Raw genomic sequence first — 23901 nt, 5'->3', positions numbered from 1 at the left:
TATTAATTTTGACGTTTTACCCAGAGAGAATATGAGACAATGTTTGAAAAAACTGTGGTGCGCGAATCTTCAAGCGCCTTTATGGACTTCAAGATTCGCGCTGGATAAATTAAACTTTATTTGCCTTTAACCATTTATGTGAATTTGTTGAAACTTCCTCTTCAATCGTAGGTAAGACTTCCTCAAACTTGTTTCTTGCCTTGTTTTTATTAAACCATTGGTGGGAAGCTAAATCATTCGACTTTCCTTTTCCTTTCTGTGATGATTTTTCTACTTTTGGATAGGTAATGTTTTCAGCGAAATCTGGTTGATAACGTAAGATTTTTAATAAATCGGATGATTGGTTGATTTGATCTTCAGTCATGTTTTTTCTTTTTTGGTTAGGCTCGAGATCGTAAGCACCCGTATTTTCATTAATTTGCCGAGTTTGGATGCGATCAATTGTAATTTGTATACTGCCAAATCCTAAAGGCTTCCCTCGACCAATTTTATGAGCATGCTCTTTAGATTGGTTAATATCTAAAACGTTACATAATTGGTTCAACTCTTTTTCTGTTAGACGTTCAAAGTAAATAGTGAAAGTAAATGCATTCCCTATATCAAGAGGGGTTATTGTCGTCTCCATTTCATCCTTATTGTTTTTTAAAGGATAATTTTTAGGTTCATGATGCCAATAAAATTTCCGTCCACGTATTTTTATTTCACTTGGTTCTAAAGGCGTGCGTGTTTTTCCTCTTTGCGTATAGTCATATGTCCAGTAGGAATTATTTTTTTCAGTATAAAATTCAACTGCTCCTGGCTTCGGTTGTCCTAAGGCAGGTAAGGTCATTTTATTTAAAAATGTAGGTTCTGTTTGTATTGTTGCATCACTAAAGCGAATTCTAGAAGCTTGCATTTCTTGTTGGTTTACGAAACCAAACAAATGGCAAGCAGGGCAAATGGCTTTTTTGCACTCGCAAGGCTGATATTCTCCTTGAGCCTTTAAAATGTCTATAAGTGTATTTTTAAATACTTCTTGAGAAAGGGCGGCGGGCGCTAAATGGCTAATGTTTCCTTTTGAATCTGTTGAATAATATACGGGTAACTTATTGTCCCTTGTTGCATGATCCAGCAAATTTAAATAACTATTGTATGGTTCGCTTTCATAGGACATTTTATGTTCTTTCTCACTATTCTTGTGATAGAGCATGATAACATCTTTTAAGTTGTTTATGTCTTGTTCATTCAAGCTTTTTATTACCTTTTCATTACCGTTAACTTCTATGAATACCGACTCATGATGTTTTTTAATAAATGATTCGCCTAGATAGATAACCCCTTTCATATAACCTTGTTTATGCTCAAAAGAATAATCTTCTACAACATGTGGGGCATATTTTCTCGCCTTAGGATTTCTGGTAAGATATTTATCTTTGGATTTTTTTATATAAATAACTTGTCCCGTTCTAATATTTTTTGAATTTATATGTTTTCCATGTTTATCTGTATTTGTCTTGTATGAGGTGTTTAACATCACACGTTCACTTTTTTGCAACTTCCAACCTTCATCCGTTCTATAAAGCAAACCTGGATGTTTTGCATCCATGGATCGTCTATGGAAAGGTGCTTCATTCACTTGTGACAAACAGCCATTAAACGCTGCTTCAAAGACGCTACGAATGGTACCACGTATTTCTGAACCTGGGATGACAGGTTTTTCATCTTCTGGATAGTGGAAAAATGTTTCTTTATCTTGGCCATCTGGTATAAATACAGGTGACAATGTTTCTAACGTACACTCTATTTTTCCTGTTAGTGGGCCAACTATACGATTACCTTCTTTGTCACATTTATTTTCTAATGGGACAAAATTATATGGATTTACAAAACGTTCATTTTGTTGTTTGTTGCTCATCTGGTTTTTCCTCCTTCCATATTTGATACTCGACTAAGCGATCGTCGACTACGTGATAAGCAAAAGGTTTTTCATTTGCTAAGTCCCAATCTTGAAACGCAATATATTTACGAAAAACAAGTCCTACCTTTTGTTCCTGTTCATATAAATGGGGAAGAGCGATACGAGATCCGCGTTGTTCTGTTAAAATCGACCAGCCTCTATCTAAATGTTTTACTTTCCCCCATAGTAGGTATGTTTCATCAATGTGAGTGGTGTTTCCCTTATTATTCTCTGTGTCTTTTCGTTCACGCCATACAAATTCATCATTTATCCGTGTGATTTTGATTTCCTTATCTTTGTTAAAAATACGTACCTCCTGGATAAAATCAGGGTTAAGCTTCTCGTCGTCGTAAAGCTTAATATTTTTTGACTCTACAATACCTAAAAAAACGCCATAATCCGTTACTATATAAAGCTGTCCTTTGTTTGATGTGATAAAATCTATTAATTCGTCAGCTTTTAGCTTTCCTTTCCTCATTATTGTAGAATCACACCGTGCCAGTTTCATGTTTTGCACCATCCTTTACCCATGTCAAAGCACTCTTTTGATAGATATGCCAGTCCTTAACAAGATCATTTTCGCCGTCTAATTCAAAAACACCTCGCCCTACTGCAGTTTCACCACCGATTGCTAGAAATCCATGCATTAAGTCTTGAATTAACCAATGTAATATTCCCATTATGATAGGGTCATAAGAACTATCCTTTCGCCATCGAATGACTAAGTTCGTCTTTCCTTTACAAACAACTTCACCTGTAAATAAAGCACCGTCTATGGTAGCACCAGAGAAGCGGTCAATCGCATTTCTTGTGATCTTGAACGGTGTTGCCTCCTCAATGACGGATTCTTCAAAAGTTAATCGAGAGGTATTTGTTTGATTTTTATCATGTTTACTGCCAAATATATCTTCTAACTTTTTTTCTATTTCTTTGTTTTCACCTAGTATTTCACAAGCAATTTGTTGTAAACGGTGACGAAATGCCCCAGCCCATGTCGTACCAGGGATGACAGGTTTATCATTAGCACGTAAGTATGTGTAATCATCTTCATTTGTCTTGTAATCACGAATGAGTAATGTTTGTTTAAGTTTAAGAGGCACTTCAACTTCGTGAAACTGCTTTTCATTTTCAATGTATTCATCAAGAGAAGATTTTTCTTTGGAGATATTCTCCCATGACCATTCTAGCCAATCTTCCACTGTTTTTGTATTAGTATAATGAAACTCTTTTTGTTTCACTTCTTTAACCTTTAATCTTCCGTAACCACGATTCGTTTTTCCGCCAAATGTTAATTCACCATGGTTGATTCCACTAATGATCGCTTGAATTAACTTGTTATCATGATGTTCACCTGTGCCATCACGCTCTATATATTCGAATCGCATAATAAAGGGCGTACCTGTTTCAATGACTTCTATGTCAAATTTCCCCATGTTATCCGTTGTTTTATTCTTCGTTAGTTTTACATGATCACGTATTGTAGTCTTGGGGTCTGTAAATTGTAAGTCAGATATAAAAATACGGCTTTGAAACAAGTCACTATCTTGTTTTATTTCTTCGTTTTTTCTGGCACCAAACAAGGAGTCGACCGCTGTTTTATCCATATCATTAGTGTCTAACCATTGCCGACACGCACCAGCCACTGCAGTACCTGCTAGAAAAGGAGTACCCTTATAATCACGTAAAATATCCATGTCAGAAAAATCATCTTCACCTGATCCTGCCAAGAGTGGAGAAGCTAATTCTCCTTCGACTTGAATATACGTACGTTTCGTGATTTTATTTTTGGTTGATTTCTTTTCCATCTTTTCTCACCTCCAGTTTTATCGTGTGGAAGAAAGCATCAATAAAAACTTTAGATTGGTTTTTCAGTTTTTTATCACCTAAAACTTTTAAAGGATTCGGAAATGACTTTGGCAAAGCAAAGTTATTTTCATCGCACCTCACATAGTGCTCTAATTGATATATTTTTGATTTACTGTACTGTTTTAACTCGTCTAACATTTCTTTTGCCAAATGGATGGCTTTTTTATTATCACGAATATCTTTGTTATGTTTTTCTATGGCTTGCTCAATATAGCGGACACAATCGAGAGAATGGTCTATTTGAGTTAATTGTTTTTCTTGTAACTTTTTGCTTATGGAAATACATTCTACTTCATTCGGTGTACCTTCATACTGCAGAACTCGTATTTCCCCACAACCTTCTCCCTTTGCTGCTCCCCATTGTTGTTTTTCTACTAAAGACCAATCAACTTCCTTATTTTCTGTTGAGACAATAAGCACTGTACCTGCATCTAATGCTTGCTTCTCTTGCTTTGGTAAGCGCCATTTCGCGTTGTACCCAGTTAACACCGTCTCTTTAATATACATTTTTTCAACTTTTAACGTTGCTTCTATTTCTCTTTCCAATTGAGTAATGAAGAGATCGACATCAGCGACGTATCGCCCTATTTCATTTTGTAATGTTAAAGGTGTTGCTAAATAAATCGCAACTTTGCTATCCCCTTTTTTTGCTTTTAAAAAGCCTCCCATATGAGGTTCTTTATTCACTACATCTACTTTCGCAGCGCCATATTCAGCGGTACGTGAACGGCCGAGGTGAATGATGCCTTTTACATCATTTAATAACGAAGCGAGCATTTGGACATCTTCTTGCTTACCTTTTAACTCCCCAATGAAACGCTGCCCTTGTTGAAGGGCTGTATAATAATAAAATTGGCCTTTTTTTCCGTCTAAATCCTTGGTGCCTTTTGTATCGTTTACTGCTCGACCAATGTGACGATTTTCAGGTCTTGCATGATGCATGCGAAATTCTTTTGCTGGCTCATGTAACAAGAGTTCATTTTCTTGCATGTAAGCAAGTGAATTTATTTTACGTAACATGATAGTCGGTGTCTTTTTCTCTTCCAACATTGCTCTATTTTCATTTTTTACGCGTTGTATATGAGCGGGGCAAGGCATAAAAACTTTTTCATCCACTTCTGGGTATGCATAACCAAAGGAGACATCACCACGTAAAAATAGGCGCACAAACTCTGGGTCTTTATGGGCTTTCTTGCCTAAGTTATGTTTTTTAATATATAGACTTGCAAAAACACCTAATAAAGCACTACCTGGTACGAAATCGGTACAACTGTAATAGAGTCCTTTACTACCTGCTAATAAAGTTGGTTGTTGCAACGTAATACGGATCGCTTGGTTTACGAACTGTTCTTCTTGGTTAGAATAATTTTCCTTCATTATAAAATTACGTTTTTTCTTTGGTTCACCTTTTATCATTTTCAACTTGCAACTTACTTCACCTAAACCACGTGTACGTCCATATCCTAGATGACGCAAACCTTTTACACAGTCGCATAATAATTTCTTTTGTTCATCATTTTCTAGTTCAATGATACTTTTAAAAACTAACCCCCGATTTATTGCACGAATCGTACGTAACGAGCCTGTTTGAGCTTGTCCATTTTCTGTTGCAGTTTTTGTATAAAGCATTGTAAAAAGAGGTAAAACTTTTGCTGTATCAAGTTGTTTGATTTGTGCTAGGAAGGTATCGTTAACATCTATTTCTTTATCTTCTTCGTTTGCAAAGTATTCCTTTGGTATAGAAGCAAGTTTTGCGTCATATATTTTAATTCCGGACCGATATTGCTCTCCTGGTTTTCCAAATAGCTCATCTACTTTGGATGAAGATGTGAAGCCCCAATCTACAAACTCTTTTGCTACTCCTCGTAATGCACCTTTTAACCGTTTTGCGGGAATAATTGGAATCCCGTATTCATGTGTAATATCATGATCAACAACCCCTGCAATACTGTCGCCACTTCCAGGGCTTACATCGCTATCTAGCGTAATCGTTAGTTCATACTTTGGCATATTCTTCACCTCTGTTCTTACCGAAATCTAGTAATTGTAGTGCATCAAACAACAGGCGTTCTTCGGAGACCTCTATTTTATCGTACCCTCGTGATTCTGCTTCTAAATGAACCAATTCCACTACTTCCTTGCCTTGCAAATACGCTTCATAAAGGGCGATTAAACGGGAATGGGGCCATGTTTTTTCATCATCGTTATTTAAACGCTGCATCATGTTATACAATTCTTCTAATTCTTCTACATTGTAAATCTTCGGATCTAAGTAAGTTTGATTGTCACGTTGTTCCTCCATCGTTTGCACATAACTACCACGCACTAAATAAAAATCAAAATAACATTCTTGTATTTCATCTTCATCATGTTTATGCTTCTCTTTGTAATACACATGTTTTGCATTTTGGCAGCACTGTTCTGCAATGTCATAGGCAAGGTTAAAAGGAAAGTGGCTATGGACAAAGGCGACCCCTGCACAAGCGGAAATTTGGGTATTGAAATCCCCGTTCTTCAGTTGATTTAAAAACTCCAACGTAAAAGGAATCGCTAAGTCACCTTGGCAAATAAATGTAACGTCATCCCCATCTAATATAAGTGGGCGCAGAGGCAATTTTTCTTCCTTTTCACTCGTGTTTCCGTCTGTCCCTTTTACGAATTTGTCTACTGTCTTTTTAAAGATTTCTCTAAAATAGTTTGTAATTTGTAATGAGAGTTCACGGTGTTTTTGAATAGCGGAAGTAAAATCTTTCCCTGTTTCTGCTAGCTTACCATCAATCCATTGCCCCATTCCATTTCCGTCAATATGTACAACACCAATATAACTATCTTCGCCCTTTTTGCGTTTTAAATCTTCCGTTTCTTTCACACAATTTTTCTCGTATTGCTGGAACACGGTATTCTTATAGTTCGCTTGTCGTTTTAACCGTTGTTCTGTTGATACATGTTTGTTGTCTATAAAATCTGTTATCGGATCTCCTTTAAAAGATTCTTGGGCAAAAATAGGCAGTGTTTGATTTAATTTCGTCCGTACCATTTTAGCTTTCGTATTACTTAACTTTTGCATCAGTTCTCTGTACAGTTCAACATAGCTTTTTCCGCAATCTAATTTAAATGGAATGGCTTCTGTTACCATCGTAAGTGAAGCACTTTGTTCTAGTACTGTTTCTGCAAACTTGCGATTCACTTCGTTGTACAATATCCAATCTCGATAGATGACAAGGGCATTGCCACCACCAATGTAAACAACTTCAGCCTGTATTTTATTAACGTCAAAAATAAATATTTTGTTTTTTTCTTTAACCCAACAAGTTTTTACTTCTTTATCTTTTTCAACGCTACCCTTCAAAACATCTACAAAATGCTTTTCTACCATTTTCCCGACAATATAAGAAGCCCCAATATTCTCTTTTAAATAATTAGAGGCGAAAATATAGTCTTGAATACCAGTAATATCATAGACAGCTAACAAAAAATCATCTTTTGATGCTTCCATTCGTTTCACACACTCCTTTTTCTTTTTTTTTAATTGCGTCATTGAACATATTGACATACGCTTGATGTGGAAAGAACATCGGATTGTTAATAATCATTAATAATTGATTAAATTGGAACATAAACGTTAATAAAGGGTTTTCATCGTTTGATTCTGCTTCTTTATTCGATTTGTTGTTATATATTTTTAAATCCTTCAATTTACGTTCTTCTATATTATCTTTTTCGGCACATTGTTTAAATTTTTCATTTGTATTTGCAAAATTAATTGGACTTAAATTTGCAAGCTTCTTATACTCTGAGTTGTAACGTTTTAAATCATAATGATTAAGCTCTTCATACCATTTGGCAAATGATTTTTTTTCATCCGCAATGAATTGAAATTGCTGTTCTTTATCCAAATGTAAAATGAAATCGAAATTCCTCTTCAATTCTGGTACTGATGATATATCATCATTCCTTTCTTCTGTTTTTAAAGAATGTAGAGTACATAAAATGAAAATAGGTCGTGTGGACGTTTGTGATTGTGAACGAGTAATTTTAGCTGTATCTAAAAAACCATGATGCGTACGTGCGCAGGCATTAAGAACGGGTTTTAACTTATAAATTGTCTGCGCCCAAGCTGTCACATTATCCAATATATCTTTCTTCATGGAACGACTTTTACTTTGCACGACTGCAGCAACGGCTTCTATTGGAATAAATTGCATTTCAACATAATTAAATACATATGGCGTATACTCCTCATCAAAGATAGCAATATCTACTTCTGCTGATATTTCCCCATAAGAATCAATGATGAAAACGCTTCGTGCTATTTTGAATTTTTTCGGGATGATCTTCTCAAAGAGATGAAGCCAAACGAATTCTCTGCTGGTACCTGTTGTTACATCATGATTAGGTGTTTCAAGTTGCAATTGAGATGAAATCGTTTTTGCTATTCTTTGATAATACTCATTTAGATTTTTTAGTTCCTGCATCGCTAATTACCTCCTTGAATGCTTTTACATAGGATTCGTGAGGAAAGAAAATGGGATTATTAATGAGCATTAATAATTGATTTAATTGAAACATTAAGGAAAGGAGTACATTTTGATCTCCAACATTTAAGCTTTCTAATGTTCGATTAGACTTATTTTCTTCTGAAGTATCTGCTAAGGCTTTTAATTTATCTTTGTTCTCATAACGGTCATGACAATAATGATTTAAGCAATCACTCCACTTATCTAATGATCTATTTTCGTTAGGAATCATTTTTTTTAATTTAGATTTATCATTTTTTAGAACGAGATCAAATTCACTGTATTCAAAATTATTATCTATCGCAGTACATAAAATTGTGATTGGTCTCGTTGATGTTTGACTTTGTTTTTGTGGCTTTCGAACAGTACAACTTTTTTCAGAGCATTTTTGTTTTTCATATGTTCTTTTTTCTTCTTCAAACTTTTTATACAGACTTTCTAGATTTGTATCCAACACACCTGGTTGAATTCGCACATAAGCATTCATTTCTGTCTTTAGCTTTTGAATGGATTGCAACCAAGTTTCTTCCGCTCCCTGTCCTTCTGTCTCCCCTTTCTTATCTTCTTCATTCTTACATAACACCACCGCAAAAACAGCTTCAATCGGTATGTATTTAATCGTACCGTAATTAAAGATATACGGGGTATATTGCTCGTCATAGATTGCGAGACTCACTTTTTGAGAAACATTTTGATGAGAATCAATAATATAGACATTTTTCTCTACGTTAAACTTTGTCGGTACAATGCGCCTGAATACGGGTTGCCAAATTTCTTCCGCGCTTGACACATTACTTTGCCTGTCAATGTTTAATTCCTCTATTAAGGTTTGCTCTAGGTTACAATAATTTTTCGCTAGCTTTGTAATAACTTCTTCATTCATTTTCACTCACCTCATAAATAATTAATGGTATAGTATCCAAATCCATGTGTTGGATTTCTGCCGATATGAAGCAACCTTCCTGCTTCTAAAATAGGAGTAAATGGTGTGATATCCCCTTCATAACAGGCCCAACCGGTTATCGTATCGATTTCTAGCGTATTATTTTTTTGATTCATGGAATAGCGTTTAAACGTTGTTTGTTCCCAATCACTATTTATAACGCTTACTTTTCTAGCTTTGCTTAACATTGCTTCGTTATCCCAATCTAATTTGTAACCAGCATAGGCGTGTGAAATCAAGCTCACTCTTCGTGTTATCGCTCGAATGATATCTTCAAAAGACGGCGCAGTAAGTAATTTCTTACTCTTTTGTAAGCGAAGCGGAGCAGGAAAATGTAAAAATACAAATGAAGTGGATTTTTCCTCGCAATGTAAGTCATGCAGTTGGACATTTTTCAACCATAGGTGATTTTCACACCATATAATTCGATTTGTTGTTGTATCCGCAATTTTAATTAATTGAAACGGAATACGTGCTGCACCCCAACCTAAGTGATCAATTTGTTGAATAGCTTGTGTAATTAACGTTACACCGCTACGTGCTGTATCACCTAACAAAGTAATATCAAATTCACAAATATCTCCCTTTTGCCATGTTGTTTTACCTTTCGTTAGTACATGTAATACAAACGGGTTTACTGAACCTGCGGCGTTTTTAGGTGAGACGAAATAATTTGCGTAATCACACGTAGCTGCCAGTTCACATGTGAAGCATTTGACTTTAGGGGTAGGGCAAACCATTTTTCGTAAACTATGACCAAGCAACCCTCGGACTGTTGATCCTAAATAAGGAGGGAGTTGTCCATCGCGTTGCGCCATGAACGTAGCACGTAATGTTACCCATTTAATATGTGAAAACATCTTCATCTTCCTTTTATATCTAAGTAAATATGTCCATTACTTTCCACTATATCATAATTGTAACTGTTGTAGTTTTACATAATAGAAAAGAACAGAGGAGCAGCGCCCGTTTAGCATCGTCAAGACTGGAATGAATCAACTGAAATAAAGGACCGTTTGGGATTAGAAGTTAAAACCATGTGTTTGCACAGTGTAAGGAAATTTAGCAAGATCACTTATACTAGTTGACTTTGCAGAAAGGGTATTGTATTGCACAAATATATAAGCCCTTCATTATGAGCTTGCCATTCTTCTATGTTTTTTGTTTAGGGTAGTCTCGGGTTTTCATCTTGATAGATAGAATATGTCCATCCGCCGTTATCGACCTTGGAACATTTATCATTCGTACAATAGAATAGATATGCCTGTTTGTCTGTTTTGACACTTACTTCTAGAGTATAGGGAAATGAACCGCCTTTAAATTTATCTACACCTGCTTGAATAGCTATAATATCTTCTTTCTTTGCCAAATGTTTATAATCTTCACTTTCTACTGTTTTTTGAACCATTTCATTTAGCATAATTTCTTCCTCATCAGTAGGTTCAATTAATTTTTTCACTATAAACGATTTTCCTACTAGGTATACATTGAAGCTGATACTTATTGCAAATAGTAACATAAATATTTTTCTCTTTTTCATCGTTCACACGCCTTTTAGAATAATTTCTCTTAAATAAGCTTAGAGAAATACCGATAATAAGACAGAATACACTATTTTTGGTTAGAAAGGGAGATTTTATGAAAAAAATATCAGCTTTGGTATTGGTTCTTTCATTTGTAATTATGCCGATATTCATGGATGGTTCGGCCGATGCTGCCCCTGCTCCTAGATTAACAAAAGTAAGAATTGTTGCAGTCACTTCAGATGGAAATGATTATGTATGGGAAAATATAGCTCCTAATCAATTAAAAGCAGAAAAACCTTTGAAAGGTGAAATGCTGCATCTTAAAGTCCTCTTCATGGGATATCCTAAGACATATCTTGCAAGAAGTGGGGGGGTGAATATCTATCCTCATATGAAGAGATACGATACGGATTACATTGAAGGACGTGATAGACTTATTTATGGATACTATTATTATTTAAAAGTTCCAATGTCAAAACTTCCAACCAATTCTGTTCGTATTACAGGGATAGATCATCTTTTAGGTACTCAAGTTTTAGCTAACCCGATTCGTTTTGATAGAGAAGGAGATGAATAATAATGAATACGATGTCTACTCGTTATGATATAACAAAAGACCCAAGATTTTTAGCTTTTAATAGATTGGCGACGGAAAACTATGGTAGTGGGAATATAACAGATAGCAATAAATACTCCATAGGATTTGAGGAGTTTTGCGAAAAGATCGAAAATGGGGAGGTCGTCGATTCTAATAATGTATTAAATAATTACAACAGATCTAATTGGGATTCTAGGGTGGAAAGGTCATTTGAAAAAACGGATCCTGCGCTTGGACACAAAGTTTTGGAGATCTTAAAAAAGTCTTATACACTAGGAATGGTTGATAAAAATAATATGTTGTTAAGACAAAAAGCAATCGATGCTTATAAACATTCAATTTAAAAATACGAGCTGGGGTTAGGCTTACAGAGCTACCTCAGCTTTTTTAAAAATATAAGAAAGCATAAAATTCGGAGTTTGTGTATTACAACATAACCGAATAAGCCACTCCGGCTCCAGCCAGCAACTAGGTGACTTTAGTAAACCCCTACGACAAGTCATCTTTGGTTCGTTGTTAAAAGGAAAGCCAACTAAAAACGGGTTTGCCGCTTGATTATTTCAGATGCTTCGCTCCAGTCACTACGTTGCTAAGCGGCCCCCTGGGCTCTTGTTCTAATAATAAATTTCTTCTTTTTCAGTTTATTTAACGTAAAGAAACACAGGTAATGGAAACCCGTCCAGTAATAAAACAAAATGGGGAAACTTCAACAAGAATTTAACTATAAAAAAATGACGCAAGTTGGCTGCTGTTCAGAACATCATCTTTCAAATATGTCTTCCTCTATTTCCACTATTCCTTTACTACCTTAAAAAATAAACGATAAGCAATTCAAAAGATGAAAACGGTCGCTAATTTTAGGTAGAGCATATCTATTAAATCAATATCAGTTTTAGGTCATTGTTTTTAAATACTTTAGTTATCTTAAATATAAGTTTATTATAAAACACCTGGCTTATTAGTTGTGGTAAAATATGCATATTAATTGCTGCTTGAATTAACATCAGGAGGTTAAACGCTATGATTGTTTACGAAGCGAGTAAACAAGAATTTTTAAATCATGTGGATAAGGACGTACTTGTAACCCACATTCTTGATAGATTTGAAAAGAAAATTGGGCATACTTCAGAATCAGAAATTCGTTCATGGGATAATTCCATGTTGCATATGTATCGAGTGTTAAATGACACGGCTATTCCTGATGATGCGGGGGTAGCTATTGAATATCAAGTTCCAAATACATCTAAAAGAGTTGATTTTCTTCTTTCGGGTCACGATGGAGATAAAGATTCTGTAGTCATTGTTGAGCTAAAGCAATGGGATAAGGTTGATAAAGTAGAAGGTAAAGAAGCAATTGTTAAAACAGCTATAAATCGAGGCTTACGTGAAATAGCTCATCCTTCTTACCAAGCTTGGTCTTACGCAACATTAATTGAAGATTTCAATCAAAATGTACAGGAGCAATTCATTCAATTAAAACCTTGTGCATATTTACATAATTATAGAAAAACAGAAAATGATCCCCTAACAGATAACTGTTATAGTTATTACGTAGATTTGGCGCCAGTTTATGTGAAAGGCGATGTAGAGAAACTAAGGGATTTTATTAAAAAACATATAAAATATGGTGATAATAAAGAGATACTTTATCAAATAGACAAAGGGAAAATAAGACCTTCTAAGTCCTTACAAGATGCTTTATCAAATATGCTCAAAGGAAATAACGAATTTGTAATGATTGATGAACAAAAAGTAGTTTATGAAACCGCTCTTCAATTAGCTGAGAAAGCCGTTAAGACGGATACGAAGCAAGTATTGGTGGTTGAAGGTGGGCCAGGAACTGGGAAATCTGTGCTAGCAATAAATTTGCTAGTTGCTTTAACAAATAAGGCGTTGACTTGTCAGTATGTTACCAAAAATTCAGCCCCTAGACATGTTTACTCTACTAAGTTAAAAGGGGATTTTAAAAAAACTAGAATAGATAACTTATTTAAAGGGTCAGGAAGTTATACGGAATCAGAATTAAATGAACTGGATGTAATAATAGTAGATGAAGCACATCGTTTAAATAGGAAATCAGGGATGTTTCAACATTTAGGTGAGAATCAAGTGAAGGAAATAATCCACTCTTCAAAGCTGTCTGTATTCTTTATTGATGAAAATCAGCGTGTTACTTTAAAAGATATTGGAAGCGTACATATGATTGAGCATTATGCGAGTATGTACAATGCTGAAGTTGCTATAGATGAGTTAACATCTCAGTTTAGGTGTGATGGTTCAGACGGGTATATTGCTTGGCTTGAAGACTTATTACAAATTAGAGAGACAGCAAATGCATATGATATGGGGATGGACTATGACTTTCAAGTATTTTCAAATCCACAAGATATGAGAAAAGCCATTGAGCGAAAAAATAGAAGCAATAACAAATCTAGAATTGTTGCTGGTTATTGTTGGGAATGGCCAAAAGATAAGCGTACGCAATCTGATTATCATGATATAAGAATAGAAGAACATGACTTTGGTATTAGTTGGAATTTGGATAACACTTTAACTTGGGCAATAGACGACAAATCACTTAATGAAGCTGGCTGCATACATACTTGCCAAGGTTTGGAATTTGATTATGTTGGTGTCATTATAGGTGATGATTTACGATATGAGAATAGGGAAGTAATCACAGATTATACGAAACGTGCTAAATCTGATCAATCTCTTAGAGGAATTAAAAAGATGATGAAAGAAAATCCCGAAAGAGCCTCTAAGTTGGCAGACCAAATTATTCGAAACACATATCGCACTCTTATGACTAGAGGACAAAAAGGGTGTTATGTATACTGTACAGATAAGTATTTAGAGGAATATATTAAAGCTAGGTTACAAAGACAAATTCAATACCAAGATAGTAACTTTGGAAATGCATTAATTGCTGAAAGAAAAAGGGATTATGAATGAAGCTGGCTTGTCAATTTTCAACAAAAAGGTGAGATGGATATATCGCTATGGACATAGTGGAGATGCACAGATAAGTATTATAACGCTAAGATGAAGCATAAAACATGGTAATGAACACGTTAAAGCAAAACGCATGATAGGAAATTCTTAATTAAAGGAATTTCTGCAAGAAGAAATCCCTCCTTAAGACTTCAACAGACTTCCGAAAGACGTCACCACTTTAAGCAATTCTCAAGAGTGGTAAGTGGCCAATTGGGCGTCGTAAATATATCCGATTGCAAATCGAATGAAAGTTGGCTATTTGGTTGTGTTACCAAGCAAGTTAAATCGGACCATTCATTTTGGAGAAATTAAAGGCGATTATTGCTTTAATCCAAATGCAGAAATTCCTTACTATCATTACAGCGATGTCCGCTGGTTTGCTTTAGATGTTCCGAGAGATAGGTTTGAGCAGGATATTCTATACTAGTCAGGGGGGTTCATGACTGTTTGTAAGATACATAAAAATAATGCAGAAGAACGATTACAAGAAATGTATAAGAACAATTGGCAAGTTGTTCAGAAATCGATAACAACACGTATTGATGAAACGAAAAAGGAATCGGCCGTTAACTTAGAGGGATTTACTTTTTCAGCAAAATCTAAGGCTTCTTTTATTGCTTTATCAAATGCAATTGTTTCCTGAATGGTAGTAGCGGGGAATTATCGTGTGTTGCGTGGTCGATACGCCCACCTTCTACCATTAAAAAGAAACCATCGTCATTTTTTTGCAAAATATCTAATGCTTTGCTTGTCATTTCTGCAACACTAGCTTCTTCTGTTTTATCCCAGTCTAAATCATACAACATGTGGTTGTTGTGAAACAACCCTAATAGCTTAGTAGCGTTGGCTGCTTGTAATTCGTTTTTACTTTCCACGAGTGTATACCCTTTTTCTTCTGCTATTTCTAAGAGGTTTTGACCATCTTCTCTGTCTCCACTTAGATGCTCAGGTAAAAATTGACGTTTTCCCCCAGCCCCCTCCGTTTAGATTGACTTTCTACGTATTTTTACCCTCATCGAAAGAGATTTAAAAAGAAGTATTATACATCATAGATATACACATCTATCATGATGCCAATTGCTAACAAGGCAAGCTTGATGAGGGCATCCGTCTTTTCCATTGTTATATAATAACCGTCATGTTGATGGATACTATCTTGAATGGAATCGTATACAAGCGACCGTTTCTGAATAGAAGCGATCGTAGTGTTATTTTTACATGCTTCTACAGTGTAATGAATGGCACCAAAGTCACCTTTTGCTTGTATGAGCTGTTTATTTTCTTTGTCAATGACCGTCATCGTTGCGGTAGATAGTTTTAACTTTGGTTGAACCGTTGCTAAAAGCTCTCCTTCATTGGAAAGAAGGTGAAAATCGGTCGTTATTCCTTTGTCTTTTTTTACAATCCAGCCTAAAATATGACCGTTACTATCTAAAACCTGTAAATCAAAACTTATGAATTGGTAAGCGAACAGTTTTACTAGTTGATTCGTTATTTTCTTATGGGAAGCCGGAGTTTCTTCTATTTTGCCAATTAATTGGTTGTTTGCGCTTATTGTATAGATTTTTCGTTGTAGTTTATATAGCGTTGTTTTTTGCAGGAAAAATGTACTATATTGCGAAAACATGTGATCCCTCCCATGTGAGAAACGCTTTTCTATATTATTTTTTGTTTAAGGTAGTCTCGGATTTTCATCTTGATAGATAGAATAAGTCCATCCGCCGTTATCGACCTTGGTACATTTATCATCCGTACAATAGAATAGATATGCCTGTTTGTCTGTTTTGACGCTTACTTCTAGAGTATAGGGAAATGAACCGCCTTTAAATTTATCTACACCTGCTTGAATAGCTATAATATCTTCTTTCTTTGCCAAATGTTTATAATCTTCACTTTCTACTGTTTTTTGAACCATTTCACTTAGCATAATTTCTTCCTCATCAGTAGGTTCAATTAATTTTTTCATTACGAATGATTTTCCTACTAGATATACATTTAAGCTGATACTTATTGCAAATAGTAACATAAATATTTTTCTCTTTTTCATATTTCATTTCACACACCTTTCCGTTTCGATTATTCAAAGCGTACAGTTTGATAGTAAAAATAATACACTATATTTGGTTATATAGGAATATTTTAAGAAATTATAACACCTAAAACTGGATATAACATATATAATTAGGTAGAAAATATTATAAAAGAGTTCCGTCAACGCTACAATCCCTCAAATTTAAAAATGAAAATTGCTCACCTTCGTAAGAAATTCGCTCACTCGCAGGAAAATCCGCATCCTCCGTGTGGATTTGTCTCATAAATCTTTAATACTAGCACTGATCATTTCAGCTTCCTCATTCACACCATGCTCACTCAAAAAGCTACCCGTCATACGTGAAAATTGTTTCGCATAACTATCCACATGATTATTTATAATAGAATCCAGTTTTTTTAAATATTCTTCCCGTTCAGACCCAGTAAAACTCTGTGTTATTCGACTGGTATAAAAGGGACTACGGATGAGTGGTTGGTAGCAGATAATACGTATATGGCTCAGCAATTGCAGTCTTCTTATAAAAAGAAAATTTCGAATAATACATCAACAAAGGAAAGCGGATATAATATGGATGAGTTAATGGCTATTGGGACATTGGTGAAAGAAATGCAGTATGTTGATTATAGGTCTCGTCCATTAGGTGGAAACAAGCATAAATCGGAAGAGGAATTTGGTGTTGAGCTTGGGTTTCAAGCTATGAAATATGCCCTCATCAAAGACAACTATGAAATGCGGGACGGGCTCCAATCGAAACTCGATATGGTATTTCAGGAATTTGTAGACAAGCAAAATGAAAAAGCGGCAGATTATATCAAGCGTATGCGAAATGATCCGTTTGTAAGGAATGAGGAAGCATATCGTATGGATTGGAATGACCAACTTGTTCAAGACATCATGGCTTCCCTCGTTGGCAACTTAGATGCTGTAGATGTGAACGGATCTTTTCAGAAGGACATGTCTGCCATTTTGCAGGGGTATATAAATCACACAAAAAATACGGAAACGAGTAAGTTGTCGCGATATCATGAATATCATAACTCCTGGAATAAAAGTAACTATATTGCGGGTTGGAACCGCTTTGTTGAACATATTTTGCCAAGAGATTCTATGCGGACATATTTATTAGAAGAAAACCCATCTTATGTAGATATTACAATATAAAATTTGATAATTTTTAACTTACGAAAAAGAGCTGTGATGAAGTTTTAGGAATCCATCCAGCTCTTTTTTGATTTTTTAATAATATCGTAACAAGCAAAAACACTCGCTACCACATTAAAAAGTTCGGGTTCGTCGCAAAAGCGCTCGCACTCACACGAATTAACTAAAATCAACTAAAATATAATTTTCTCTATTGACGAAAAATTTAAAGTTGTAGTACTATAGAATTATCCCTTTTATAGGTTTTTAATACCTATAATCGGAATAAATAGGTGAGGTGAAGAAATGAATTCGGAACAACGTATAAAAAATTTGGGATTGGTGTTACCTGAAATGCGAGACTCAGCAGGAAATTATGTTCCTTCCGTACAAACGGGGAATCTGTTATTTCTTTCAGGTAGCCTTTCTTATGAAACGGTAGGAAAATTAGGCGAGGATTTAAGTGTAGAAGAAGGATATAAAGCTGCAGAGCAGGCAGGGCTAGAAGCGTTAAGTAAAATAAAAGAGGCTACAGGTGATTTGTCGAAAGTAAAAAAGATAGTCAAAGTGTTGGCGTTTATTAATTGTTCACCAGATTTTAAACAGCAAGCGAAAGTGATGAATGGTGCTTCCGATTTACTCGTTTCGATTTTCGGACCAGAAGTAGGAGAACATGCACGCACATCTATTGGAGCGATTAATCCTCGTGGGGCTGCTGTTGAGCTTGAAGTGGTGGTAGAATTGACAGAGTCATGAAAATAAATAAATAGTTAAGTATTATGCAATAAATGGAAACGCATACAAAGGGCGGATGTTTTGGCTGAATTCTGGGTGACTTTATTCTTAAGTCATACATAGGATAATGTTTTATTTCTGTTATTAATGGACGAACAGTCAATCTGTGTCGTGGATAATGAACGCCCATATGGACAGTAAGTAGAATGCTATATTCGATTAAATTGAAATGAATAACTGATTTTAAAAATACTATATATAATGTATTTTGTAATCCCTTGCATAGAAGGAGGTATTATTTGAAGAATACCAATGGCAAGATGCCGGTTATTGATATACCTGTATTTGTTATTAGTGGTGGGTTATTGCTTGTATTTGTAATTGCTGGTTTTATTAATCAGGACTTTGTTACGAATATCGTCAATGTATCATTTGATTTTTCTGTAACTTATTTTGGCGGCGTATATCAATTTATATTGCTAGCGACATTCATTGTTGCTTTATTTTTAGGATTTTCTAAGTATGGAAAAATTCGCTTAGGTAAAATGGAACGTCCAGAGATTAGTAACTTTAAATGGATTTCTATTATTATGTGTACTTTATTGGCAGGTGGAGGTGTGTTTTGGGCGGCAGCGGAACCTTTGAGTCATTTTATAAGTGTTCCACCGCACTTTGATGGTATTACACCAAGTACGGAAGCTGCTGTATCTCCAGCGTTAGCAACTAGTTTTGTGGATTGGGGGTTTTTAGCTTGGGCCATATTAGGAACGCTTGGGACCATTGTTTTCATGTATGCTCATTATCATAAAGGCGCACCGCTTAAACCTAGAGCATTATTATATCCGATCTTTGGAAATCGAATTATGAAGAAAAGCGTACTAGGGACATTTGTCGATGCATTTTCCATTATTGCAGTCGCAGCAGGTACAATTGGACCAATTGGCTTTCTCGGGTTGCAGGCTGGTTATGGGTTTAACGCTTTGTTTGGTTTGCCAGATACATTTCTAGTACATGCTGTTATTATTATTTTTATCGTTATCGTTGCTGCAATATCAGCTGTTACAGGGATTCATAAAGGAATTCAAATATTAAGCACCTATAATGTTATACTAGCTCTTTTACTCGTTGTTACAGTACTAATTGTGGGGCCAGGGTTATTCATCTTTAATAGCTATTTGGAATCATTCGGTATGTATATTCAAAATTTTTTTAGTATGAACACATTTCGAAGTGATGAAGCTTGGTTAAGTGCTTGGACCGTATTTTTCTTTGCTTGGTTTTTAGGATATGCGCCAATGATGGCCATCTTTGTTAGTCGTATATCGCGTGGACGCACGATTCGAGAAATTGTTACTGCGGTGGCTGTGATTGCACCTGTTGTTACGACATTTTGGTTCACGGTTGTAGGAGGAACAGGAATTTTTCAAGAAATGACTAATCAAGGCTCTGTATCGGAAGCCTTACATAGTAATGGAGCTCCGGCTGCAATGATAGCGATTACAGAACAGTTACCACTTGGGACAGTCATAGGGTTTTTATTCTTAATTGCAACCATTGTTTTTGTGTTGACTACTACCGATTCGATGTCATTAACGATTTCTATGGCAATCACAGGAAGTGGCGATCCGCCAAGATCTATGCGTGTATTTTGGGCTATTTTAATGGGAACAGTGGCTACGGTATTAATTACTATTGGTGAGGATAGCGTAGGTTCTTTGCAATCTTTTATTGTCGTAACGGCTGTACCAGTTGCTTTATTGTTATTAACAACTTTTTGGTCTGCACCACAAGTATGTAAGCAATTAGCGAAAGAGCAAGGAATCATAGAGGAAGCTCAAGACTTTTCACCTGCTTGGAGTGAGCAAAAAGATACCGTTTAGCATTAATATGGAAAATCTAAATTAATGGGGTAAAAAATAATACATGATGGGGGTGGGTGGCTTGATGGTAGTTGAACAGAAAAAACATCAGTTACGTCCTGCTTCTGAAGTAATGAAGTTAGAACGTCTTGGTGCATTTCGGCTTACTAGTTTAAGCTTTTTGCGCATCTTACTAAGAAATATGATGCGGGAGAACTGGGAGATTACGTGTAAAGAATTTCAATTAGATAAACATGGATATGGCTATGCTATATATAGCATTCAAACGCCAAAGCATGCGTTCTCTTTTGTGGTAATTTCTACTAAAATTAGCGACGAAGAACGAAGCGATCGTGTTATTTCTAAAAAGTGGGATGTCACCTTTGCCTTATGTGAAGGGAAACTATCTGAGGGAAAATTAAAGCGCTTGCTAAAGGAATTACCAAAACAAGAAGCAGGAAGAGCAGATGCGTTTGACCTTGTTTGGTCTCGTGCGAATAAAAGTAATCGCGTATTTGATTATGTCATTGATTGTTTAGTAGCGAAAGAACAACCAGACCCAAAGATTTTAAATGAAGTAGGATATTTGCTACGAACAACAGCGGTGTACGGGAATGGGAAATTTGGCTTAGCACCATACGAAAAGATAAAGCATGATCACCCTTTTAGTGGGCCTTTTCAAGCGCAAATGTTTGCTGTTTATATGTTACGTCACTTCAGCTTTGATCTTGTAGAGCATATTGCATCGCAAAAAAGTCCAGAAGCTATCAAACTATCTCAGGAGACGAAACGGTTTATTGGTACTGGTAATGCAACCGGATTGGGAATGGCACCATTTCTTATTTCCCATCCAAGATTGCTTCATCAATGGATTTATATTCGGGAAAAAGCCATTGCTAGAGTAAAAGATATCCATCCTACAGAGGATGACCTTGAGTTAATGATTACGTGGTTGGATAAAGTGGCGGATTATTTTGATGAATCACGTCTCATTGATCGGGAGATTTTAATTCATCCAGAACAAATAGCAGAACAAAGTCGTTTTTTAAAGGATATTGTTTTGGAATACATGGAAGTAGGAACGTTAACGGGGCAGCCGACCAATGATTTGTGGCATCAATTATCGCAAACAGCAGCTGACAAAGTATCCATAGAAATGCAGGAGTTATTGCATACGATCTTTCTAGAAATTTATGCCGATCACGTCGTTGATTTAGAAAAAGATATGAATGCAAAAGAAACGTATCAAATTGAACCAAGAATGACGATGGAGCAATTAAAACGGATTATAGAACGTCAGTATGAGTGGGCATTTCAGTATGATTTTACCGATTCAAAGGAGAAATATTATTTTTGGTATCGTTCTGAGGAAAAAGAAGAACCACGAATGGGAGTACGTGGAGAAGAGCCAGGGGAAGAGTGGGAGTTACCAATGAATGTGGCAGAACAAGTGCAAGAACTTTATGAGGTAATCAAAGATGTTTACCCCGGTAAAATGGTTGCATCGTTTATTTTACAGCATCCTTGTTACAAAGGGATTATTCAACGTATTCAGTCTTTAGATGGTTATGAATACGGGGAGATTCAAGCAAATTTATTAGCAAAAGATTTTCTCCCCATTCACTTGCTTCGTTGCAAATTATCCTTTTTTGGTGCAGAACGATATAATCCTAAGTCTAATCGTTGGCTTCGAATAACCTTGTTTCAAGGTGCGCCACTCGTAGAAGAAATAGGGGACCCTTTTCCAGATAATTGGGTATTTCCGAGTTTACCATCTTAGAAAGGAGAAAAAGACATGCGAGAGCAAAAAGATATGATTGTCATTGATGCATTGGAATTAAGTAATTGGGATCGGGAGTTTCTTCATTTATTAAATCGAGGCGGGGTTACATGTGTCCACGCTTGCTGTGGGCTATGGGAGAATGCTCGTGAGACTTTAAGTCAAGTGGGAAAATGGCATCGTTTTTTTAAAGAAAATAACGATGTGGTGATGCAAATTTTTACCGGTGCTGATATTTTAGAGGCTAAACGATTAGGGAAGATTGGCGTTATCCTAGGTACACAAAATACATCCGCACTTGAAGATGAATTGTCACTCGTATCTGTGTTTGATCAATTAGGTGTGAAAATTATGCAACTAACTTATAATAATCAGAATTTAGTTGGGAGTAGCTGTTATGAAGAAAAAGATACGGGATTATCACGATATGGCAAGATAGTTGTGGAAGAAATGAACCGTGTTGGTATGGTAATTGACCTTTCCCATGTGGGTGAAAAGACGTCATTGGATGCCATTAAAACGTCTAGTCGACCCGTTGCTATTACCCATGCGAACCCGGATTGGATCTATCCAACGAAACGAAATAAATCCGTTCGTGTACTCAGTGCTTTACGAGACAATGGCGGCGTACTAGGTGTTTGTGCATATCCTCATTTAATGAATGGAAAAGATACGACGTTGAATGAATTTTGTGAGTTAATCCTTCAAACCGTAGACTTTATGGGAATAGATCAAGTAGGTATTGGGACAGATTTGACGTTGAATATGTCCGTTGATTTCTTGCATTGGATGCGGATGGGTAGATGGACACATGACATGGATTATGGCGCTGGCTCGAAGGAGAATCCATCTTGGCCGGAGTGGCCTGCTTGGTTTAAGACGCCTGCAGACTTTCCGAATATCGTGCAAGGTTTAACGGAAAAAGGTTTGACGATGGAAGAAGTGTCCAAGGTGATGGGGGGCAATTGGTTACGCTTCTTTACCGAGAGTTTTCGACCAGAAAAGGAGGCGGTTGCATGCGCGTCTCCTTTGTAGAACTGTTTATGCATTGTAACAAGGTGTTTCGTGCTTGTGGCGTCCCTTATGGTTGTGCTGATGATGGGGCAGAAGTAGTTACTTGGAGCGAGTTTGTTGGTTTAGAAGGGATGAAAGTATTGCAAGCAGAAATTACTGAAATGCGACAAGCTGGGATGGAGAGTATACAGCTTTGTAAGGAAGAAAATGGGTTGTTTCGGTTTAATGGTAACGGGCAAAGTGCTATTGTTCTTGGGAAGTTGATGGCTGATTACGCATTAGCTATGGCAGAATTGCGTAAGACAGTTAGAATTCACATGCAAAACACATCGCGTTCCCGTCTTCTTGCGCAACCAGCAAGCTATGTTGCTTCGCGAGGGAAAGGGTGTCTCGTAAATTATAAAACAACTCATGGCGTCAACATGTGGATATTAGCTACGCCAGAAATTGCTTTTCCTGTTTTTGCTGAAGGCAATATCGTAGAGCACATTATGCAAAATCGTTTAACGAACGAATTAGGTAAATATGAAACTGCCAATCTTGGAACGGATGATTTCTGGCTCGTTTGTACAACGGAAACAGATTTAATTACATCGTGTGTACGAAAGCTTAGACAAGAAGCGAGAAAAGGCACTGTTCGTATGACAGAATCATCTCAGTTAAAAGCAAATTGGGAGAAAGCGTTTTACAGTGGTGCCAAAGTGGATCAATATTTATGGGATCAATTAGGAAAAGTAGGAAAAAAAACGCTTGTCGAAGCAACCGAGCTTTCTAGGTTGCGTGGAGCGGGAGAAATGGCTCAATAATTAAGTAGGAATGGTTCTTTATTCGAAAAGAAGGCGCTGTAAGACTGTCAATTCAAGGGTGGATGTGGAATGAACAAGTCTAAATGGCGAACAGCACTTAAATCCTCTGTTTCGTAAGAGGACTTTAGATC

Annotated in this window: 22 protein-coding genes and 1 pseudogene; 11 read left to right on the top strand and 12 right to left on the bottom strand. The window is 36.1% G+C overall.

Annotated elements, in window-relative coordinates; translation table 11 throughout:
- Positions 1-109 precede the first annotated feature (109 nt).
- The 9 genes from D9780_RS17605 to D9780_RS17565 form a co-directional block, all read right to left on the bottom strand.
- Positions 110-1894, bottom strand: a complete 1785-nt coding sequence (locus tag D9780_RS17605; protein WP_121641028.1) for a TIGR03986 family type III CRISPR-associated RAMP protein — start codon at positions 1892-1894, stop codon at positions 110-112.
- Positions 1872-2444 (bottom strand): type III-D CRISPR-associated protein Csx19, encoded by a 573-nt coding sequence (csx19, locus tag D9780_RS17600; protein ID WP_121641027.1) that lies wholly within the window; start codon positions 2442-2444, stop codon positions 1872-1874. The genes D9780_RS17605 and csx19 overlap by 23 nt, the downstream gene beginning before the upstream one ends.
- Positions 2425-3741: an RAMP superfamily CRISPR-associated protein gene (locus D9780_RS17595; protein ID WP_121641026.1), complete on the bottom strand. Its 1317-nt coding sequence runs from the start codon at positions 3739-3741 to the stop codon at positions 2425-2427. The genes csx19 and D9780_RS17595 overlap by 20 nt, the downstream gene beginning before the upstream one ends.
- Positions 3716-5812 carry an RAMP superfamily CRISPR-associated protein gene (locus D9780_RS17590; RefSeq protein ID WP_121641025.1) on the bottom strand — a complete coding sequence of 699 codons (2097 nt, stop codon included), beginning with the start codon at positions 5810-5812 and terminating at the stop codon, positions 3716-3718. The genes D9780_RS17595 and D9780_RS17590 overlap by 26 nt, the downstream gene beginning before the upstream one ends.
- Positions 5799-7298 carry a Cas10/Cmr2 second palm domain-containing protein gene (locus D9780_RS17585; RefSeq protein ID WP_121641024.1) on the bottom strand — a complete coding sequence of 500 codons (1500 nt, stop codon included), beginning with the start codon at positions 7296-7298 and terminating at the stop codon, positions 5799-5801. Before D9780_RS17585 ends, D9780_RS17590 begins: the two co-directional genes overlap by 14 nt.
- Positions 7279-8277, bottom strand: a complete 999-nt coding sequence (locus tag D9780_RS17580) for a DUF6602 domain-containing protein (protein ID WP_121641023.1) — start codon at positions 8275-8277, stop codon at positions 7279-7281. Before D9780_RS17580 ends, D9780_RS17585 begins: the two co-directional genes overlap by 20 nt.
- Positions 8252-9202 carry a DUF6602 domain-containing protein gene (locus D9780_RS17575; protein ID WP_121641022.1) on the bottom strand — a complete coding sequence of 317 codons (951 nt, stop codon included), beginning with the start codon at positions 9200-9202 and terminating at the stop codon, positions 8252-8254. Before D9780_RS17575 ends, D9780_RS17580 begins: the two co-directional genes overlap by 26 nt.
- An 11-nt stretch (positions 9203-9213) precedes the next feature.
- Entirely contained in the window at positions 9214-10122 is a 909-nt protein-coding gene (cas6, locus tag D9780_RS17570) for a CRISPR system precrRNA processing endoribonuclease RAMP protein Cas6 (protein ID WP_121641021.1), read from the bottom strand.
- A gap of 305 nt (positions 10123-10427) precedes the next feature.
- Positions 10428-10802 carry a hypothetical protein gene (locus D9780_RS17565; protein WP_205601097.1) on the bottom strand — a complete coding sequence of 125 codons (375 nt, stop codon included), beginning with the start codon at positions 10800-10802 and terminating at the stop codon, positions 10428-10430.
- A gap of 98 nt (positions 10803-10900) precedes the next feature.
- Here D9780_RS17565 and D9780_RS17560 point away from each other — a divergent pair, with 98 nt between their 5' ends.
- From D9780_RS17560 to D9780_RS17540, 5 genes are all read left to right on the top strand, one after another.
- A complete protein-coding gene (locus D9780_RS17560; protein WP_121641020.1) occupies positions 10901-11365 on the top strand; it encodes a DUF4879 domain-containing protein in 465 nt (154 codons plus the stop codon).
- A 2-nt stretch (positions 11366-11367) separates the two neighbouring features.
- Positions 11368-11730, top strand: coding sequence for a hypothetical protein (locus tag D9780_RS17555; protein ID WP_116278596.1), 363 nt, complete (start codon positions 11368-11370; stop codon positions 11728-11730).
- 676 nt (positions 11731-12406) lie between these two features.
- On the top strand, positions 12407-14341 hold the full coding sequence (locus D9780_RS17550; RefSeq protein ID WP_121641019.1) for a DUF2075 domain-containing protein: 1935 nt from the start codon (positions 12407-12409) through the stop codon (positions 14339-14341).
- Between the two features lie 307 nt (positions 14342-14648).
- The gene (locus tag D9780_RS17545) at positions 14649-14810 is read left to right on the top strand and encodes a hypothetical protein (protein WP_162985919.1); all 162 of its coding nucleotides are present in this window, start codon (positions 14649-14651) and stop codon (positions 14808-14810) included.
- Positions 14811-14822: 12 nt separating this feature from the next.
- The gene (locus D9780_RS17540) at positions 14823-15026 is read left to right on the top strand and encodes a hypothetical protein (protein WP_121641017.1); all 204 of its coding nucleotides are present in this window, start codon (positions 14823-14825) and stop codon (positions 15024-15026) included.
- Here D9780_RS17540 and D9780_RS17535 read toward each other — a convergent pair.
- The 3 genes and pseudogenes from D9780_RS17535 to D9780_RS17525 all read right to left on the bottom strand — a co-directional run.
- Positions 14995-15342, bottom strand: a pseudogene (locus tag D9780_RS17535) (alkaline phosphatase); the annotation flags it as partial. The gene D9780_RS17540 and the pseudogene D9780_RS17535 overlap by 32 nt on opposite strands.
- 80 nt (positions 15343-15422) lie before the next feature.
- Positions 15423-16010: an LURP-one-related family protein gene (locus D9780_RS17530; protein WP_121641015.1), complete on the bottom strand. Its 588-nt coding sequence runs from the start codon at positions 16008-16010 to the stop codon at positions 15423-15425.
- A gap of 45 nt (positions 16011-16055) precedes the next feature.
- Entirely contained in the window at positions 16056-16430 is a 375-nt protein-coding gene (locus tag D9780_RS17525) for a hypothetical protein (protein WP_073008377.1), read from the bottom strand.
- 477 nt (positions 16431-16907) lie between these two features.
- Between D9780_RS17525 and D9780_RS17520 the strand changes: the two genes are divergently transcribed.
- The 6 genes from D9780_RS17520 to D9780_RS17495 all read left to right on the top strand — a co-directional run bounded on the left by D9780_RS17520 (position 16908) and on the right by D9780_RS17495 (position 23770).
- Positions 16908-17597, top strand: coding sequence for a hypothetical protein (locus D9780_RS17520; protein WP_121641014.1), 690 nt, complete (start codon positions 16908-16910; stop codon positions 17595-17597).
- 285 nt (positions 17598-17882) lie between these two features.
- The gene (locus D9780_RS17515) at positions 17883-18332 is read left to right on the top strand and encodes a RidA family protein (RefSeq protein WP_121641013.1); all 450 of its coding nucleotides are present in this window, start codon (positions 17883-17885) and stop codon (positions 18330-18332) included.
- 299 nt (positions 18333-18631) lie between these two features.
- A complete protein-coding gene (locus tag D9780_RS17510; RefSeq protein ID WP_116278621.1) occupies positions 18632-20191 on the top strand; it encodes a BCCT family transporter in 1560 nt (519 codons plus the stop codon).
- Positions 20192-20255: 64 nt separating this feature from the next.
- A complete protein-coding gene (locus tag D9780_RS17505; RefSeq protein ID WP_240458722.1) occupies positions 20256-21950 on the top strand; it encodes a hypothetical protein in 1695 nt (564 codons plus the stop codon).
- 15 nt (positions 21951-21965) lie between these two features.
- Complete coding sequence (locus tag D9780_RS17500; RefSeq protein ID WP_121641012.1) at positions 21966-22985, top strand: membrane dipeptidase; 1020 nt, start codon at positions 21966-21968, stop codon at positions 22983-22985.
- A complete protein-coding gene (locus D9780_RS17495; RefSeq protein WP_121641011.1) occupies positions 22967-23770 on the top strand; it encodes a DUF3726 domain-containing protein in 804 nt (267 codons plus the stop codon). Before D9780_RS17500 ends, D9780_RS17495 begins: the two co-directional genes overlap by 19 nt.
- Positions 23771-23901 lie beyond the last annotated feature (131 nt).

Source organism: Virgibacillus sp. Bac330 (assembly GCF_003667845.1).
Lineage (GTDB): Bacteria > Bacillota > Bacilli > Bacillales > Amphibacillaceae > Virgibacillus > Virgibacillus chiguensis.
This window is presented reverse-complemented; position numbering and strand designations above follow the sequence as displayed.